Origin of the sequence: Mangrovimonas sp. TPBH4 (genome assembly GCF_001280505.1) — a bacterium.
Classification (GTDB): domain Bacteria; phylum Bacteroidota; class Bacteroidia; order Flavobacteriales; family Flavobacteriaceae; genus Mangrovimonas_A.
The window spans coordinates 20,254-36,147 of sequence record NZ_LBIO01000051.1 but is presented as its reverse complement, the minus strand read 5'-3'; the positions used below and the strand labels follow the sequence as shown (position 1 = coordinate 36,147).

The 15,894-nt window shown below is 41.1% G+C and carries 14 protein-coding genes; 5 read left to right on the top strand and 9 right to left on the bottom strand.

All coding sequences use genetic code 11. From position 1 onward, the window contains the following. A complete protein-coding gene (locus ZA05_RS11870) occupies positions 1 to 2,199 on the top strand; it encodes a molybdopterin cofactor-binding domain-containing protein (RefSeq protein WP_053991911.1) in 2,199 nt (732 codons plus the stop codon). Between the two features lies 1 nt (position 2,200). Here the strand turns inward: ZA05_RS11870 and ZA05_RS11865 are convergent, their stop codons facing one another. From ZA05_RS11865 to ZA05_RS11830, 8 genes are all read right to left on the bottom strand, one after another. Then, positions 2,201 to 2,791 (bottom strand): NTP transferase domain-containing protein, encoded by a 591-nt coding sequence (locus ZA05_RS11865; protein ID WP_082333764.1) that lies wholly within the window; start codon positions 2,789 to 2,791, stop codon positions 2,201 to 2,203. 13 nt (positions 2,792 to 2,804) lie between these two features. After that, the gene (locus tag ZA05_RS11860) at positions 2,805 to 3,827 is read right to left on the bottom strand and encodes an XdhC family protein (RefSeq protein WP_053991909.1); all 1,023 of its coding nucleotides are present in this window, start codon (positions 3,825 to 3,827) and stop codon (positions 2,805 to 2,807) included. A 38-nt stretch (positions 3,828 to 3,865) separates the two neighbouring features. Then, a complete protein-coding gene (locus ZA05_RS11855) occupies positions 3,866 to 4,360 on the bottom strand; it encodes a hypothetical protein (RefSeq protein WP_053991908.1) in 495 nt (164 codons plus the stop codon). A gap of 287 nt (positions 4,361 to 4,647) precedes the next feature. Beyond that, a complete protein-coding gene (locus tag ZA05_RS11850) occupies positions 4,648 to 6,417 on the bottom strand; it encodes a DNA mismatch repair protein MutS (RefSeq protein ID WP_053991907.1) in 1,770 nt (589 codons plus the stop codon). A gap of 83 nt (positions 6,418 to 6,500) precedes the next feature. Beyond that, a complete protein-coding gene (locus tag ZA05_RS11845) occupies positions 6,501 to 7,247 on the bottom strand; it encodes a succinate dehydrogenase/fumarate reductase iron-sulfur subunit (RefSeq protein WP_053991906.1) in 747 nt (248 codons plus the stop codon). Between the two features lie 10 nt (positions 7,248 to 7,257). Further along, entirely contained in the window at positions 7,258 to 9,270 is a 2,013-nt protein-coding gene (locus ZA05_RS11840; RefSeq protein WP_053991905.1) for a fumarate reductase/succinate dehydrogenase flavoprotein subunit, read from the bottom strand. 13 nt (positions 9,271 to 9,283) lie between these two features. Beyond that, complete coding sequence (locus ZA05_RS11835) at positions 9,284 to 9,961, bottom strand: succinate dehydrogenase cytochrome b subunit (protein WP_053991904.1); 678 nt, start codon at positions 9,959 to 9,961, stop codon at positions 9,284 to 9,286. A 112-nt stretch (positions 9,962 to 10,073) separates the two neighbouring features. Next, on the bottom strand, positions 10,074 to 10,943 hold the full coding sequence (locus ZA05_RS11830; RefSeq protein ID WP_053991903.1) for a hypothetical protein: 870 nt from the start codon (positions 10,941 to 10,943) through the stop codon (positions 10,074 to 10,076). Between the two features lie 149 nt (positions 10,944 to 11,092). Here ZA05_RS11830 and ZA05_RS11825 point away from each other — a divergent pair, with 149 nt between their 5' ends. After that, positions 11,093 to 12,385 carry an aminopeptidase P family protein gene (locus ZA05_RS11825; protein WP_053991902.1) on the top strand — a complete coding sequence of 431 codons (1,293 nt, stop codon included), beginning with the start codon at positions 11,093 to 11,095 and terminating at the stop codon, positions 12,383 to 12,385. A gap of 65 nt (positions 12,386 to 12,450) precedes the next feature. Here the strand turns inward: ZA05_RS11825 and ZA05_RS11820 are convergent, their stop codons facing one another. Beyond that, a complete protein-coding gene (locus tag ZA05_RS11820; protein WP_053991901.1) occupies positions 12,451 to 13,776 on the bottom strand; it encodes an aspartate kinase in 1,326 nt (441 codons plus the stop codon). A gap of 106 nt (positions 13,777 to 13,882) precedes the next feature. Between ZA05_RS11820 and ZA05_RS11815 the strand changes: the two genes are divergently transcribed. The 3 genes from ZA05_RS11815 to ZA05_RS11805 all read left to right on the top strand — a co-directional run bounded on the left by ZA05_RS11815 (position 13,883) and on the right by ZA05_RS11805 (position 15,705). Then, entirely contained in the window at positions 13,883 to 14,539 is a 657-nt protein-coding gene (locus ZA05_RS11815) for a hypothetical protein (protein WP_053991900.1), read from the top strand. Positions 14,540 to 14,602: 63 nt separating this feature from the next. Continuing rightward, positions 14,603 to 15,379, top strand: coding sequence for an alpha/beta fold hydrolase (locus ZA05_RS11810; protein WP_053991899.1), 777 nt, complete (start codon positions 14,603 to 14,605; stop codon positions 15,377 to 15,379). Positions 15,380 to 15,441: 62 nt separating this feature from the next. Continuing rightward, the gene (locus ZA05_RS11805; RefSeq protein ID WP_053991898.1) at positions 15,442 to 15,705 is read left to right on the top strand and encodes a hypothetical protein; all 264 of its coding nucleotides are present in this window, start codon (positions 15,442 to 15,444) and stop codon (positions 15,703 to 15,705) included. The last annotated feature ends 189 nt before the right edge of the window (positions 15,706 to 15,894 follow it).

Here is a 15,894-nt window from a genome sequence, read left to right as displayed (position 1 = left end):
ATGACACATATTAAAACCCATTTCAATAGACGTTCGTTTTTAAAGGTTTCCGCAGTGGGCGGGGCCGGTTTGATGCTGCAGTTTAGTTGGCTTTCGGGCTTGGCGCACAGTAGCAGTAATGCCGAAGTGGTTGAGGGCCTCTTCAATATCAACGCGTTTATCAGGATGAATGAAGACGGGACGGTGACCATCATGTCGCCTAACCCCGAAATAGGACAGAACGTTAAAACCTCGATGCCGCTTATTGTGGCCGAGGAATTGGATGTGGACTGGGACCAAGTTCAGGTAGAACAGGCGCCCTTGGACACCGAAAAATATACACGCCAATTGGCGGGAGGGAGTCAATCCATCCGTCAAGGTTGGGACAGTTTGCGTATGGCGGGGGCTACGGCACGCTATTTAATGCTGGCTTCGGCAGCCAAATTATGGAGCATGTCTCCCGATGAATTGGTGACTGACAAGGGCATGGTAAAACATTTGCCTAGCGGAAAAAGTATTGTTTATAAAGACCTCTTGAAGGAAGCAGTCACCATTGAAATTCCCGAAGAGGTGCCACTAAAAGACCCAAAAGATTTTAAGTTGATTGGGACTTTTGTGAAAAATGTGGACGGCAAGGGCATTGTTACAGGAAAGCCGCTGTTTGGTTTGGATTATATGGAAAAGGGTGCTGCCATTGCCATGATTGTGCATCCGCCTGCTTTTGGAATGCAGTTGGATGGGTATAACGCCGACAAGGCAAAGAGCATGCCGGGAATTAAAAAGATATTTACCGTGAATACGGCTTTGGACAAGCCACAGTGGTCTGATGTGAATGCCTTTAATGAACTCTTGGTAGTGGTAGGCGACAGCACTTGGCAGGTGATGAAAGCCAAAGAAGCCCTCGAGGCGCGTTGGAAAACTGTGGGGACTCTGGAAGCCACTTCAGCTCATTTGGACAGTTTTAGCAGTGTATTTGATAAGAGTGAAGGAGAGGTAGGTCGAAAGGATGGTGACCCCGATGGAGTTTTTGCTTCGGCAGATAAAGTGATAGAAAGCGGGTATACCGGTGCCTTTTTGGCCCATAATACTATGGAACCCATGAACTTTTTTGCGGACGTAACCGCAGATAAGGCACGGCTTATTGGCCCCATACAAACCCCAGAACAGTTACGGCAATCGGCTGCAGGCTTGCTGAACATGCCAGAGTCCAAGATTTTTGTGGATATGACCCGAATGGGTGGCGGCTTTGGAAGACGCCTTTATGGGAATTTTGGTTTGGAGGCGGCCGCTATTTCTAAAGCTTATGGTGGGCCTATAAAATTAATCTATACCAGAGAAGATGATATGACGCAGGGGACGTACCGTCCGTCGTACCATATACAATACCGAGCAACTTTAGACAAGAAGGGGCATCTTACCGCTTTTGAAGTTAAGGGGGCTGGGATTCCGTCGAGTCCATTGTTTCCAGATAGGTTTCCGGCAGGTACGGTAGAGAATTACAAGGCCACGCATTATGGTATGGATACCAATATTTCTACGGGGGCTTGGCGAGCACCACGGTCCAATTTTGTGGCGGGCGCTGAACAGTCCTTTTTGGATGAAGTTGCCGAAGCTGCAGGTAAAGATCCTATCGATTTTAGGTTACAGTTGTTTGATAAAGCCATCAAAAATCCGGTGGGTGAACGTAATGATTACGATCCTGAACGCTATGCAGGCGTCCTGAAATTGGTACGTGACAAAAGCAATTGGGGAAGTAAAATGCCAAATGTGTACCGCGGGGTAGCGGCCTATTATTCGCATAATTCCTATGTGGCACAGGTGTTCGATTTGGAAAAGGTGGACGATGCCAATATTCGTATTAAAAAAGTGTGGTGTGCGGTAGATTGTGGGATTGTGGTGAACAAGGAAGGGGCCATTAACCAGATTGAGGGTGGCATCATTGACGGTATAGGCCATTGTATGTATAGTCAGTTGACTTTTGAAAAAGGGGCCACTCAACAGCAAAACTTTGATGGGTACCACCTTATTCGAAACAATGAGGCGCCTTTGGAAATTGCCGTATTTTTTGTGGACAATGGTATTGCGCCTACAGGCCTTGGAGAGCCTTCGTTGCCTCCTGTGGCAGGAGCTTTGGCCAATGCGCTCTATAAAGCTACGGGTACACGTTACTACAGGCAACCGTATATGGTAGTGTCGCAACAACCTAAGTTTGTAGGATGATTTACAGTTTTAAAATCTTTTGATAGGCTTCGGGAGTGTCAACATCCAAGTTCTCGAAGTTGGGTGTCAAGGCTATGACGTTCCGTTGGTGTGCCTTAAGAATGCTTTTGGCACCGGTTTCTCCCTGTAATGACTTTATCATTTCAAAATAGCGCTTCGGAAATAGGGCAGGAACGCCTATTGAAGTTCCGTAGTTGGTAGCGATAAGGGAGGAAGGATGCTCTTGTGACGTTTTCAGCATTCTATTTAAATAATCGATGGTGACCAAGGGTTGGTCTGCTAAAGTGAATAGAACTGTGTTGACCGTTGGCAGCTCTTCATTTAGATATTGTAAAGCTGCTGCAATGCTTCTTCCCATGCCTTCTTTCCAATGTATGTTTTCTATAGGTATGACGTTATTCGGAAGTCCATATTCTAAGATTGTTTTGCTATGGGCGCCCAATACACAAAGGATAGTATTGACATGTGTGCTAAGCGCGGTTGTAAGGGCATGGCCTAAAAGCGTGGTGCTTTTATAAGGCAACAATTGCTTGATTTGGTGCATGCGGCTAGCTTCCCCTGCAGCTAAAACGATGATGGCACTGTGTGACATAGGTCTTGTAGTGTTATGGATGGATATTCCAGAGGTAGGAGCGAAGCGAGGGCACTTCCCGATGGCGCTTTACCGCAATGATTTCACTAAGAATGGAAAGGGCAATTTCCTGTGGTGTGATGGCGCCAATGGCAATACCGGCAGGACTAAAAATACCATCTAAAAATTCCGAAGCAATATCGGGTTGGTGTTCTATGAGTGCATTAAGAAGCTTTTCCCTACGGTGATAAGAGCCCAAAATGCCCATGTAAAAAGGCTGGGTTTGGGTCAGCTGTAACACAAAGTGCAGGTCGCGGGCATAGTTGTGGGTCATGAGCACAATGGCCGTATGCGAATCGATAGGCAAGGGCCATTCCTGCTCTGGGTTGAGGTGGTGTATGGTGGTGACGCCTGGAAAATCTAATTCGGACTTGGGGTCGTTTGGGGAAGCTATTAAAAGGACTTCCCAGCCTAATTGGACAGCCGATTTGCAAAGCTGTACGGCATCGTGTTCGGCTCCAATTATAATCAAACGTGAGAGTGGGGTAAATTCCTGTTGAAAGCTGTTGTTGTCAGTTTGATAACTCACTTCATCCGCGTCCGTCCTAAAGCTTATGTGTCTACCATCTTCAAGCCCTAACACCGAAGCAAACGAGGCATCTGTTTTGTCTTCCTTTTGAAAATAGGAGATCCATTGCATAGGGCGACGTGCCGATAGTTCTTTTTGTATGGTGTTAAAGGTTTCTTCTGTGATGCTAAAGGGTTCCAATAGAATGAAAAGGGTTCCCTCACAACCCAATCGGTAGCGCCCGTCGTAGGTTATCACTTTGGGTATACCCTTCTTGAACACCGATAGTGATTGCAGCACGACTTCCTTTTCCACACATCCACCGCTTACCGCGCCCGTCATATGACCGTTTTCGTCAATAAGCATCTGTACTCCGGGTTTTCTGTAGGAGGAGCCGTCTAGAGCCACCACGGTTGCCAAGACGTGTTTTAAATGTCTTTTTTGGTTGCTATGAGCCTGTTCTAGGATGTTTTTGAATTCATGGGTCATCCTTTAAAAGTACAAAATCTTGGGGTGGTTTTTGATATTTATCTATAGCTCCTTCCTAGATTGGTATATGTTAAGGTGTATTTTTTATTTGATAGGATTTTTTTCTTCATTTTAAAATAACTGTCAGTAGAAAGACTTAATTCTAATATCCTAAACTTTTTTAGCTGTTGGGAATCAATATTAATTTGCTCCCCATTAATAAAAAGCTCATAGCTTTTATCTCGGTTCAGATATAAACTATAACTAAAACCTAAATACGACATTTGTGGTGTTCCTGAATATAAAGTACTATCTTGAGCCTTTACAGTAATCTTATCACTCTCATCTACCTGTATAATAGTTAGATATGAATAGTTTTCATAACCCATGGATTTAAATGATTTGTCGTATTTTTTTATAAATTTCGAATCTCCTTCATATTCTTTGATAATTTCCACTGTAGGTGATGGGCTTTGGCTAACAACAAGGGTGAACAGAATAAACGTAAGGAGTATTGATCCTAAATTTTTAAATCTATGTTTTTGTAAAGGCATGTTTTAAGTTATTTGTAAGTGAATGTAGGTATTCATTAGAAATGGCTGATTAAGATATTAAAAGGATGTAGGAATAACCCAATATTGATATTTTGTGTGGTTTGTTTTTGTTTGGTGTGTTTTTATTTTTTGCTTGTCCAAAAATGTGGTAAACTCAATTTTTAACGGTAATCTGACATCCCCCTTAGTCCCCCTTCGAAGGGGGAATTTGAAAGTTCAGAGATTGGGTTGCGAAGTCTTGCATTTGAAAGGGACAGAAGTAATGTGTTTGTGATGCTGTTATATGATTACACAATCCCCATTTTCTGTAATAGGAAGCTGGCATTCATGTTTTGGCAGATGCCTTTTTTGAGCTTATAATCGAAAAACAGTTCGTCATTTACTATTTGGGCATCAAAATAATAGTTGGCAACTGGTGGTAATTCTTTTTCAATTTCACATAAACTCAAGTCGTGGGTGGCAATGATGCCCGTAGCATGGGTAGCGACTAGTTTTTCTACAAACTTACGGGAGCCAATGGCTTTATCAGTGCTATTGGTGCCTTTCAGGATTTCGTCCAAGATGATGAAGTAAGGCTCGTCTTGGATAGCGTCGACGATGTATTTTAATCTGGTCAATTCTGAAAAGAAATAACTGCTGTCATCGGTCAAGGAATCGGTGGTGCGCATGCTTGTAATCAACTTGATTGGGTGATAACTGCTTTCTTGGGCGCATACCGGAAGCCCGACATTGGCCATCACGATGTGCAGGGAGACGGTACGTAGAAAGGTGCTTTTTCCAGCCATATTGGCGCCAGTGACAATAAAAAATTGTTGATTGTTGATGATGAGGTCGCTGGCAATGCGTTTGTTGGCATCCAACAAAGGGTGGCCCAAGCCTTTGGCATGGATAAGGGATTGGTCCTGCACAATTTTAGGGTACACAAAGTTAGGTTGGTTGAAGGCGTAATTGGCCAAAGAGTTATAAGCTTCAAAGAAGGAGACCACTTCAAACCATTCCTTGGTGACGTCCTTATAAGTTGCTATCCATTGTTCGATATGGTAACTATGTTTTAGGTCGGTTAGGAACAGGCCATTTCCAAAAACGGCGGAGATCAGGTTGTTTCTATTATCCAAAGCATCGAGGTAGCCAGACAATTGTCCAAATATGTCCGACGCCTTTTTATGATGGGATTGAATCTGTTCTTGTTTCTCTGTAAGGAGTTTAGATTGGAGCGTTTGTCCTTCAATTTGTTGCAATAATTGTGCATACTGACGAAACGTATCTTTTACTTTATCGGTATGAGCGGCAAGTATGTTTATTTTCTTTAAATGACGCCCCGTGATCATGAGTCCTAATAACAACCAATAGCCACTGATGGACATTGGGATGAGCTGGAATACCGTTAATGCCAATAGCGCTAAAGATGCCATGCTAAAGCCTAAAGGAAGGTATTTTAATAGTTGGTTGGCAAAGGGTTTGTAATGCTGTAGCCAATGGATAATGTCCTTGTTTGGTGTTTCTACATGAATCAAGGACGCCAAAGCCGAAAAGTTTTGGCGCCATTCCGGGAGCTTGGTGAGTTCCTTGATAGCTTCTTGGCGTTCGGCGATGTTTTTAATGTTATTGGCGGTTAAGGTATTGGCCAAATACTGTTTGCCTTCTTTAGTTTTAGTTCGGTTTATGGTTTGGAAGAAAGAGCCTTTTCCGAAGAGGTCAATGTCTAAACTATAGGCGTGGTGCGGATCTAGGAATTTTTCTCCAGTAGGCTGTTTGTCATAGTTGCCAGAGAGCATTTGCAATTCAGCTTCATTGATGTTGATCAAGGCTTTGGTTAAGGCTCGCTGACGTTTTAAATCGGTGTATTTGGATAGCAGGAATACAAATAGAATGGTTCCTATAACTCCTATTGCCAAAGCAACCTGCCATGTGCTGAAGGTAAAGTAAATGCCGATGGCAGCAACCAAAAAGACCGTTAGGCGCAGAGAGCTTAAAGCTACCAATTTTTTATTGAATTGCTTTAAGCGATTTTGATGATTTTCTAATTGGGTTTTATAGAAGGTTGTAGGTTGTTTCATGGGTTGTAAATGAATGCTAAAGAAACAAAAAAAATCCTAAGCAGTGTTGCTTAGGATTTTTAATATCAATCGCTATGAAAGGCTTATCCTTTTATAGTAGCTTTTAAGAACTCTCTGTTCATGCGAGCAATGTTCTCTAATGAAATGCCTTTAGGACATTCAATCTCACAAGCTCCTGTGTTGGTACAGTTACCGAATCCTTCTAAATCCATTTGTTTCACCATGTTCATTACACGGTCTGTAGCTTCTACCTGTCCTTGTGGTAATAGGGCATATTGAGATACCTTGGCTCCTACGAATAACATTGCAGAAGAGTTTTTACAAGTGGCTACACAGGCACCACACCCGATACAGGTGGCGGCGTCCATGGCTTCATCGGCAGCATGCTTAGAAATAGGAATTGCGTTGGCATCTTGTGTATTTCCAGACGTGTTTACCGAGATATACCCTCCTGCTTGCTGAATGCGCTCAAAAGAGGTTCTGTCTACAATTAAATCCTTAATCACAGGAAATGCCGCAGCTCTCCAAGGTTCGATGGTAATGGTGTCACCGTCTTTGAACATACGCATGTGCAACTGACAGGTGGTAACTCCACGGTCTGGACCGTGTGCTTCACCATTAATGTAGAGCGAACACATTCCGCAAATACCTTCACGACAGTCGTGATCGAAGGCTACTGGCTCTTCTCCGGTGTTTACCAATTGTTCGTTCAAAACATCCATCATTTCAAGAAAAGACATATGCTCTGAAATATCAGTAACTTTATAATCGACCATTTGACCCTTTGCATTCGAGTCTTTCTGTCTCCAAATTTTAAGTGTTAAATTCATAATGTCAATCTTATTTGTATGAACGTTGTTTTAGTTCGATATCTTTAAATTCTAGTTCTTCTTTATGTAGCACGGCATCGGCAGGTTCCCCTTTATATTCCCATGCAGCAACAAAAGCAAAGTCTTTATCGTTACGTTTTGCTTCTCCTTTTTGCTCGCCGCTTTCTTCAACAGATTCTTCTCTAAAGTGACCTCCACAAGACTCTTCTCTCATTAAGGCATCTTTAGCGAACAACTCACCCAATTCCAAGAAATCGGCCACACGACCTGCTTTTTCTAATTCAGGGTTCATTTCGTTGGCATTCCCTGGTACTTTTACGTCTTTCCAGAAATCCTCACGAATCTGTTTAATTTCAGCCATAGCTTCTTTTAAACCTTGTTCGTTACGTGCCATCCCTACTTTGTCCCACATCACTTTTCCTAGTTTTTTGTGGAAGTAGTCTACAGATTTGGTTCCATTATTGTTTACGAAGAAGTTGATACGGTCTGTAACTGCTTTTTCGGCTTCCTCAAATTCCTTAGAGTCTGTTGAGATTTTTCCTGTACGAATATCATCGGCCAAATAATCTCCAATCGTGTATGGTAATACGAAGTAACCATCGGCCAAACCTTGCATTAAGGCTGAAGCTCCAAGTCTGTTTGCTCCGTGGTCTGAGAAGTTGGCTTCACCAATACAGTAACATCCTGGAATGGTAGTCATCAAGTTATAGTCTACCCAAACACCACCCATTGTATAGTGGGTTGCAGGGTAAATCATCATTGGAGTTTTGTACGGATCTTCATCAACGATCTTTTCGTACATCTGGAATAAGTTCCCGTATTTAGCTTCTACGATTCCTTTTCCTAACTCGTATATTTTAGCCTCTGTTGGGTTTTCAATATTGTGAATTTTAGCTTGCTCCTTACCATAGCGTTCTATAGCGGAAGCAAAATCTAAGTACACCGCTTCTCCAGTGGCATTCACACCGTAACCGGCATCACAACGCTCTTTTGCTGCACGGGACGCTACGTCACGTGGCACCAAGTTTCCGAAAGCAGGGTAACGACGCTCTAAGTAGTAATCTCTTTCGTCTTCCGATAAATCGGTAGGCTTTTTGCGACCTTCACGAATGGCCATTACATCCTCCATGTTTTTAGGAACCCAAATACGTCCATCATTACGAAGGGACTCTGACATCAAGGTCAACTTAGATTGGTAATCACCTGAACGAGGAATACATGTTGGGTGAATTTGCGTAAAACAAGGGTTCGCGAAGTAAGCCCCTTTTTTATGGATCTTCCAAGCTGCAGTAGCGTTGGATCCCATTGCGTTGGTTGATAGGAAATACACGTTTCCGTATCCACCAGATGCAATCACAACCGCGTGTGCAGAGTGGCGCTCTATTTCACCGGTAATAAGGTTTCTGGCAATAATACCTCTGGCCTTACCGTCTACCACTACAACGTCCAACATTTCGTGTCTGTTGAACATTTCAATCTTCCCACGAGCAATCTGTCTGTTCATGGCAGAGTAGGCTCCTAGCAATAATTGTTGTCCTGTTTGTCCTTTGGCGTAAAACGTTCTGGATACCAAAACCCCACCAAACGAACGGTTGTCCAACAATCCACCATAATCTCTAGCGAAAGGAACCCCCTGCGCCACACACTGGTCGATGATGTTGGCAGATACTTCAGCCAAGCGGTATACGTTCGCTTCACGAGAACGGTAATCGCCACCTTTTACGGTGTCGTAAAATAATCTATAAGTGGAGTCACCATCACCTTGATAGTTTTTGGCGGCATTAATACCCCCTTGTGCTGCAATGGAGTGTGCACGACGTGGTGAATCTTGGTAGGCAAAAGCCTTTACGTTATACCCTAATTCGGCTAAGGTAGCCGCAGCAGAACCTCCTGCTAAACCTGTTCCCACAACGATAACATCAATATGACGCTTGTTGGCTGGGTTCACCAGGTTGATTTTATTTTTATAGTCTGTCCATTTATCTTTAATTGGACCTTTTGGTACTCTTGAATCTAAAGCCATTTTGTATTTAAGATTAATGGTTAAAGTGATGGAATAACGCGATAATGATAAATCCTAGAGGGATAATTACAGAATACGCTTTCCCTAGTTGTTGCATCGTTTTTTTACGTCCGGCAGTAGCTCCCATAGATTGGAATGCCGAAGTAAATCCGTGAGCCAAGTGTAAACCTAAAAGCACAAACGCAATTACATAGGCTCCCACTCGGATAGGAGATGCAAATTTGTGTTGTAGTTCTTCAAAATAACGGTAGCTTTCGCCATCTGGCAATAATCCAGACATATCGCCGTGGATGTATTTTACGTTAAGTTCAGGAATCCAGAAGTCGATAAAGTGAAGCAAAATAAATGCTAATACAACAATACCACTGATGATCATGTTTCGGCTCATCCAAGTTGAATTGGCTCCACCATTGTTTTGTGCATATTTTACACCAATGGCTTTTCTGTTTTTTAATTCCAATACAAAACCCATCACAAAGTGGAATACAACACCAAATATCAATACAGGTTGTAAGGCCAATTGCACCAAAGGATTTGTTCCCATGAAATGTGATAATTCATTGAATAAATCGGGACTAAAAAGTGATGTAATGTTTACCGCTAAATGAATTATTAAGAAAAACATTAGGAAGAAGGCCGAAAGTGCCATGGCCACTTTTCTTCCTATCGAAGATTTAAGAAATCCGCTCATTTTTTTGAAGTTAATTTTTATCGAACAAAGATACACTTCAAAAGAGATTTAGGCAAAGGGCTGTAGTTTAAATTAAGTATTTAGAATGATTTTAAACAGATTGAAAATGGTCTTAATTTGATACCATTGGAATTAAGCCTCTTAGTCCCATGTCTACCACCTGTTCCCCGGCCGCAGGTTCATATTTTCCATCAAAATTTACTTCGGTCCATTCAAAACTGTTGTTGATGGAAAATGAAAGTACCACCTCGACATCTTGAGTCTCTTCTCCGGTGATGGTCAGGCCGTTTTCAAACTCACCAGTTACCACACAAGATCCCTGTGGAACAGGAGATGAATCAAATAATGGATTTGGTACTGTTGTGGCGCCTTCTGGAGCTTGCCCTTCAGAAGTGTAGCCTTCTACTTCAAAAGCCCAAAATCCTTGTAGGCGGTTATCGTTTACTTCAAAAGTGTTGCCATTTAAATCAAAAGATGTGATGTAGGTGTTGTAGCCCACAAAACTTGCCAGAGTTCCTGTATAATCGGCACCGTTTACAAGTAAATCAATCTCTCCTTCTTGGTAGGCTAAGGAAACGCGCACCCATTCATAGGTTCCAGAAGTGACTTGGCTCAAAGGTACGGTTAAAAATACATCGCCATCGCCACCAAATGTGGCATTTTGAAAGTCGATGGCGTTGGCGCCTCCTGCTGTGGTTTCCGCACCCATAAAAATGACTTCACCTTCGCCTAGAGGCGTGAAAGCTCCCGGTGCAAATTCAATGTAGTTGGCGCTCATGCGGTTAATGGAGGGAGATTGGGCGGCATTGCCTTCTGGAATACTGGCTGGTTGGCCTAAATTATTAAGACGTTCCTGAGTAGGATCGAATTTCAATTTGATGATTAGGTTGGGGTCTGAAGTTTGGATGTTGTCGTCTTGGTCTTCGCTGCAAGACATCATCATTGCTATGGCAGCTAATACGCTAAATTTTAAAATCTTCATAGGATTGGGGGTTTTGTATATAACTTAAAAGTTTTAAAAATAGTATAATTTTTAAGAGTAGGTTGGTAGGAATGCAGACATGGAACAAATGCTTATTAAGTTGATATCCTGATAGAATCTAATTACTTTTGTTGTCTAAATATAATTTTATGAAATACTTACCTATAGATCGAGAATTGTTTATTAAAAACCGTAAAAACTTTGCAGCTCAAATGGAGCCCAATAGTTTGGCGATTTTTAATTCCAATGATATTTATCCAATTAGTGCAGATAGCACCATGCCATTTCAACAAAGTAGGGATATTTTCTATTTGAGTGGTGTGGATCAGGAAGAAAGTATTTTGGTGATTTTTCCTGATTGTCCGAAGGAGCAGCACAGGGAATTGTTGTTTTTAAAAGAAACCAATGAGCATATTGCTGTTTGGGAAGGAGAGAAGTTGACCAAGGAAAAGGCGTTTGAAACTTCAGGAATTAAGACGGTGTATTGGTTGAAGGACATGGAAAAAGTGTTGTTTGAATTGATGACCCAAAGTGATACGGTGTATATCAACACAAATGAGCATTACAGAGCCAATGTTGAAACTGAAACCCGTGAGGCGCGATTTGTAAAATGGTTGAAAGATCGCTATCCTGCGCACCGTGTGGCCAAGAGTAACCCAATCTTGCAGCGTTTGCGTTCCGTAAAAGATCCTATCGAAATTGCCTTGATGCAAAAGGCTTGTGATATCACTGAAAAAGGATTCCGTCGCATTTTGGATTTTGTGAAGCCAGGGGTTTGGGAATATGAAATCGAAGCTGAACTGATGCATGAGTTTTTGCGTAACCGCTCCAAAGGATTTGCCTATACACCTATCATTGCATCGGGAAATAATGCCAATGTATTGCACTATATTGAAAATAACCAGCAATGTAAGGATGGTGATTTGATTTTATTTGATACAGCGGCTGAATATGCAAACTATTCGAGCGACCTGAGTAGAACGATTCCTGTTTCTGGAAAATTTACCAAAAGACAAAAGGAAGTTTATAATGCTGTTTTAAGGGTGAAGGATGAAGCGACTAAACTTTTGGTGCCAGGTGCTCTTTGGGCGGAGTATCATGTGGAGGTTGGAAAATTGATGACCTCGGAGCTTTTAGGACTTGGACTTTTGGATAAAGCTGATGTTCAAAATGAAAATCCGGATTGGCCGGCGTATAAAAAGTACTTCATGCATGGTACCAGCCATCATATTGGTTTGGATACACATGATTATGGTATTTTGACAGAGCCTATGCAGCCTAACATGGTGTTTACTGTTGAGCCGGGAATTTATATTCCGGATGAAGGTTTTGGAATACGTTTGGAAGATGATGTGGTGGTGCAGCCAAGTGGAGAGCCATTTAACCTGATGGCAAATATCCCAATTCAGGCCGAAGAGATTGAAGATTTAATGAATCAATAATTGATCATTATTTGAAATAAAAAAAAGGACGTTTTTCAACGTCCTTTTTTTGTTTTGAGATTTGGTTAGTCGACCATTTCAGTCTCAAAAATATAGCGGTTTAGTTTTCTTAAGGTTTCTACCTTGTCACTGGTATTGATCAACAATGAAATGTTGTTGTTGCTACCGCCGTAAGCAATCATTCTGATGTTGACATCCTGAAGGATTTGGAACAATTTAGGCGTATCCGGATGGTATACGATATTGTTTCCAACTGCACAAACAATCGTTCTGTATTCGTCAACTTCCACGGAAGAGAATTTTTCCAATTCTTCTACAATATGAGATAAGTTTGTAGTATCGTCAATGGTTAGGGACACAGCAATTTCCGAAGTGGTAATCATGTCGATGGACGTTTCGTATTTCTCGAAAATTTCAAATACTTTTTTCAAGAAGCCGTGTGCCAATAACATTCTGCCAGATTTGATTTTAATGGCGGTAATACCATCTTTAGCCGCAAGGGCTTTGATGCCTTCACCGTGGATTTCATTGGTGATTAAAGTTCCATAAGCGGATGGAGCCATGGTGTTTTTCAATCTTACCGGAATGTCCAAATCGCGTACAGGCATTACGGTTTGAGGGTGTAATATTTTAGCTCCAAAATAGGCTAATTCTGCAGCCTCGTCAAAAGACAAATTAGAGATGGCGTGAGTATCCTGTACAAAACGAGGGTCGTTGTTGTGGAATCCATCGATGTCTGTCCATATTTGAACTTCATCAGCTTTAATGCCTGCACCTATAATAGTGGCTGTATAATCACTTCCTCCGCGTTGTAGGTTGGCAACCTCTCCTTCGGCATCTAGACAAATAAACCCTTGGGTGATATAAATGTCGGCCTCAGGAAGATCGTTTATGATTCGGTTTAAATTTTGTTTGATATAGAAGTTGTCTGGCTCATGTGCTTTGTCTACACGCATAAAATTCAATGCCGAAATTAACTGGGCATTGATGCCTTCTTGTCTTAGGAATTGTGTAAACAAAAAGGTGGATAGCAACTCACCTTGAGATACAATGGTGTTATAAAGTAATTCGCTATGAGGTTTTTCAGTGCAAGACAATAAAAGATTGATTACTTCAAGAATGTAGGCCTGAGCTTCATTGCTCAAGGTTTGGTCCTGAAGTAGTTCTTCAATTACATCTTGGTATTTGTCGTTTAGGGATGCTACCAACTGCTTGGCCTCTGTAATCTTGTTTGCTTTAATGGTTTCTGAAATTTCCACCAAAGCATTGGTGGTTCCAGACATGGCAGATAGAACTACTATCTTTTTGTTGCCGTCATTAATGATATTTTTTACATTGGTCATGTTGGTTACCGAACCAACTGAAGTACCTCCAAACTTTAATACTAACATAGTCTTTATCTTTATTTGAGGTGCAAAGTTATTTATAAGAGGCTGTTTCAGAATGAAAATAAAAAAAATAAGCTAAATTTGCACATATTGTTAAATAATTAACCGAATGAAAACTATTGCGTCTTGTGTGACCGAATTATTGGTGTCGCAGCCTTTTTTGGAGGAGGCTTTGTCTAGAAATATTATTAATTATAGTGCTTTGGCGGAAGAATTGGTGCCAAGTGTTAGCGAAATGTTGAAAAAGCCTGTAAAGTCCGGTGCTATAATGATGGCATTAAGGCGCTACAGTCCGCCTCAAAATTTGGCAAATTCTGTTAAATTGAAAAGGATGCTTGAAGGTTTGGGGGATATTACGGTGCGATCCAACTTAACTGATTTTACCTATCAAAATTCCAAGACCTTGATTAATAGTCATTCCAAGATTTTGGAACATGTGGCCTCCAATACAAGTATTTTTTACGCATTCACAAGAGGAATTCATGAAAGCAATATTATTATTTCAAGCTCGGAGGAGGCTCATGTGATAGACTGCTTTAAGGGTGAGCAGCAAATAGGAGTGGTTGGGCAGTTGTCTGCCATTAGTATAAGTTTACCGCAGGACAACTCAAGGATTACGGGATTGTATTATCAAATATTTAAGCGTTTGGCTTGGGAGGGGATTTCCTTGTATGAAGTGGTTTCTACCACCAATGAATTTACTGTGCTGATTGAAGATCATTTAATTGACAAGGCCTTTTCTGTAATTAAAAGATTGAAAAGCTAGACGTGTTCGCTTGGTGGTTGGCAATAAGTTTATCTTTGTGTTTAAATTTAAATTAGTGTTCGTATGACGATTCAATATAAAGGGGTTTCCGTTCATTTTGAAGTATCTGGAGAAGGAAAGCCAATTGTGCTGCTTCATGGTTTTTTGGAGAATGCCAAGATGTGGCAGCATCTAACAAAAACATTAAATGGCAGTTGTCAGGTAATTGCTATTGATTTGTTGGGACATGGAGAAACGGAATGTTTGGGCTATATCCACACGATGGAAGATATGGCGGATATGGTGCATGCAGTTTTGGAACATCTAGGGGTTTCAAAGGCCGCAGTTATTGGGCATTCTATGGGAGGCTATGTTGCTTTGGCTTTGGCAGAATTGTTTCCAGAAAATGTGTTGAGTGTTTGCTTGTTGAATTCTACGGCTGAAGGTGATAGTGAGGAGCGTCAGCTGAATAGGGATAGGGCCGTCAAAGCAGTTAAGCAAAACCATAGAGCTTTTGTAAGTATGGCGATTTCCAATTTATTTGCTGAGGACAATAGAGAACGTTTTTCTGATGTAATAGATCAAGTGCGTAGCGAAGCGCTCAAAACACCTTTGCAAGGAATAATTGCTGCGTTGGAAGGGATGAAAATTAGGAAGGATAGACGGAAACAATTTGTTAATGCTAAGTATAAGAAATTGTTGGTGATCGGGTTGAAAGACCCTGTTTTGGATTATGAAAGTGTTATGGCTTATGTGGGCAATTCAGATATTGAACTGGTTGAATTTGCAGATGGGCATATGAGCTATATTGAAAATAAGAAAGAATTGGATTACAAAATATTTCAGTTTATCGAAAAATAGGTTGTTTTAACGAATTTAATTTGTTTTTTTCATTAAGTTTAACTGTCTCAAATCAAGCGATTATGAAAAAAACTACTAACCCCAATTCTGCAGCCAAATTATATTGTGGTGTTTTTGGTCACAATTATGAAGTGACTAAAAAAGTAACGATGCATGTTAAGGAGTATACTTGTAAATGCTGTAAACGACAATTGACTACTGATAGCGATGGACATTTAAGAGAACTCACTCCTAAGTATCAAGAAATAAATAGCTTGTTGGAGCAGGTTTACAACAGACGCATGACGCGTATGCAGGCTAAAACTTTGGGATCTGCCGCTTATTAAGGAAAAGTCCTTCCTTGTCTTTTTAACATTTAGTTGTTTTTCGATATGCTTCTGAAAAACGATTTAAAATTGTATTTTACTGATATTCAGTTGGTTTTTGCTGAGTGTTTCATCTTCTCCTTTTGAAAGAAAAAACCTGTTAATTTATTAACTTTAAATTACTTGCTCAATTCAATTTTTTTACTAAGT

Excerpts from the sequence above, each read along its gene's own strand:
- ZA05_RS11865 (WP_082333764.1), bottom strand. The coding sequence starts at position 2,791 with ATGTCACACAGTGCCATCATCGTTTTAGCTGCAGGGGAAGCTAGCCGC.
- ZA05_RS11870 (WP_053991911.1), top strand. The coding sequence starts at position 1 with ATGACACATATTAAAACCCATTTCAATAGACGTTCGTTTTTAAAGGTT.
- ZA05_RS11855 (WP_053991908.1), bottom strand. The coding sequence starts at position 4,360 with ATGCCTTTACAAAAACATAGATTTAAAAATTTAGGATCAATACTCCTT.
- ZA05_RS11810 (WP_053991899.1), top strand. The coding sequence starts at position 14,603 with ATGACGATTCAATATAAAGGGGTTTCCGTTCATTTTGAAGTATCTGGA.
- ZA05_RS11825 (WP_053991902.1), top strand. The coding sequence starts at position 11,093 with ATGAAATACTTACCTATAGATCGAGAATTGTTTATTAAAAACCGTAAA.
- ZA05_RS11805 (WP_053991898.1), top strand. The coding sequence starts at position 15,442 with ATGAAAAAAACTACTAACCCCAATTCTGCAGCCAAATTATATTGTGGT.
- ZA05_RS11830 (WP_053991903.1), bottom strand. The coding sequence starts at position 10,943 with ATGAAGATTTTAAAATTTAGCGTATTAGCTGCCATAGCAATGATGATG.
- ZA05_RS11835 (WP_053991904.1), bottom strand. The coding sequence starts at position 9,961 with ATGAGCGGATTTCTTAAATCTTCGATAGGAAGAAAAGTGGCCATGGCA.
- ZA05_RS11840 (WP_053991905.1), bottom strand. The coding sequence starts at position 9,270 with ATGGCTTTAGATTCAAGAGTACCAAAAGGTCCAATTAAAGATAAATGG.
- ZA05_RS11820 (WP_053991901.1), bottom strand. The coding sequence starts at position 13,776 with ATGTTAGTATTAAAGTTTGGAGGTACTTCAGTTGGTTCGGTAACCAAC.
- ZA05_RS11815 (WP_053991900.1), top strand. The coding sequence starts at position 13,883 with ATGAAAACTATTGCGTCTTGTGTGACCGAATTATTGGTGTCGCAGCCT.
- ZA05_RS11860 (WP_053991909.1), bottom strand. The coding sequence starts at position 3,827 with ATGACCCATGAATTCAAAAACATCCTAGAACAGGCTCATAGCAACCAA.
- ZA05_RS11850 (WP_053991907.1), bottom strand. The coding sequence starts at position 6,417 with ATGAAACAACCTACAACCTTCTATAAAACCCAATTAGAAAATCATCAA.
- ZA05_RS11845 (WP_053991906.1), bottom strand. The coding sequence starts at position 7,247 with ATGAATTTAACACTTAAAATTTGGAGACAGAAAGACTCGAATGCAAAG.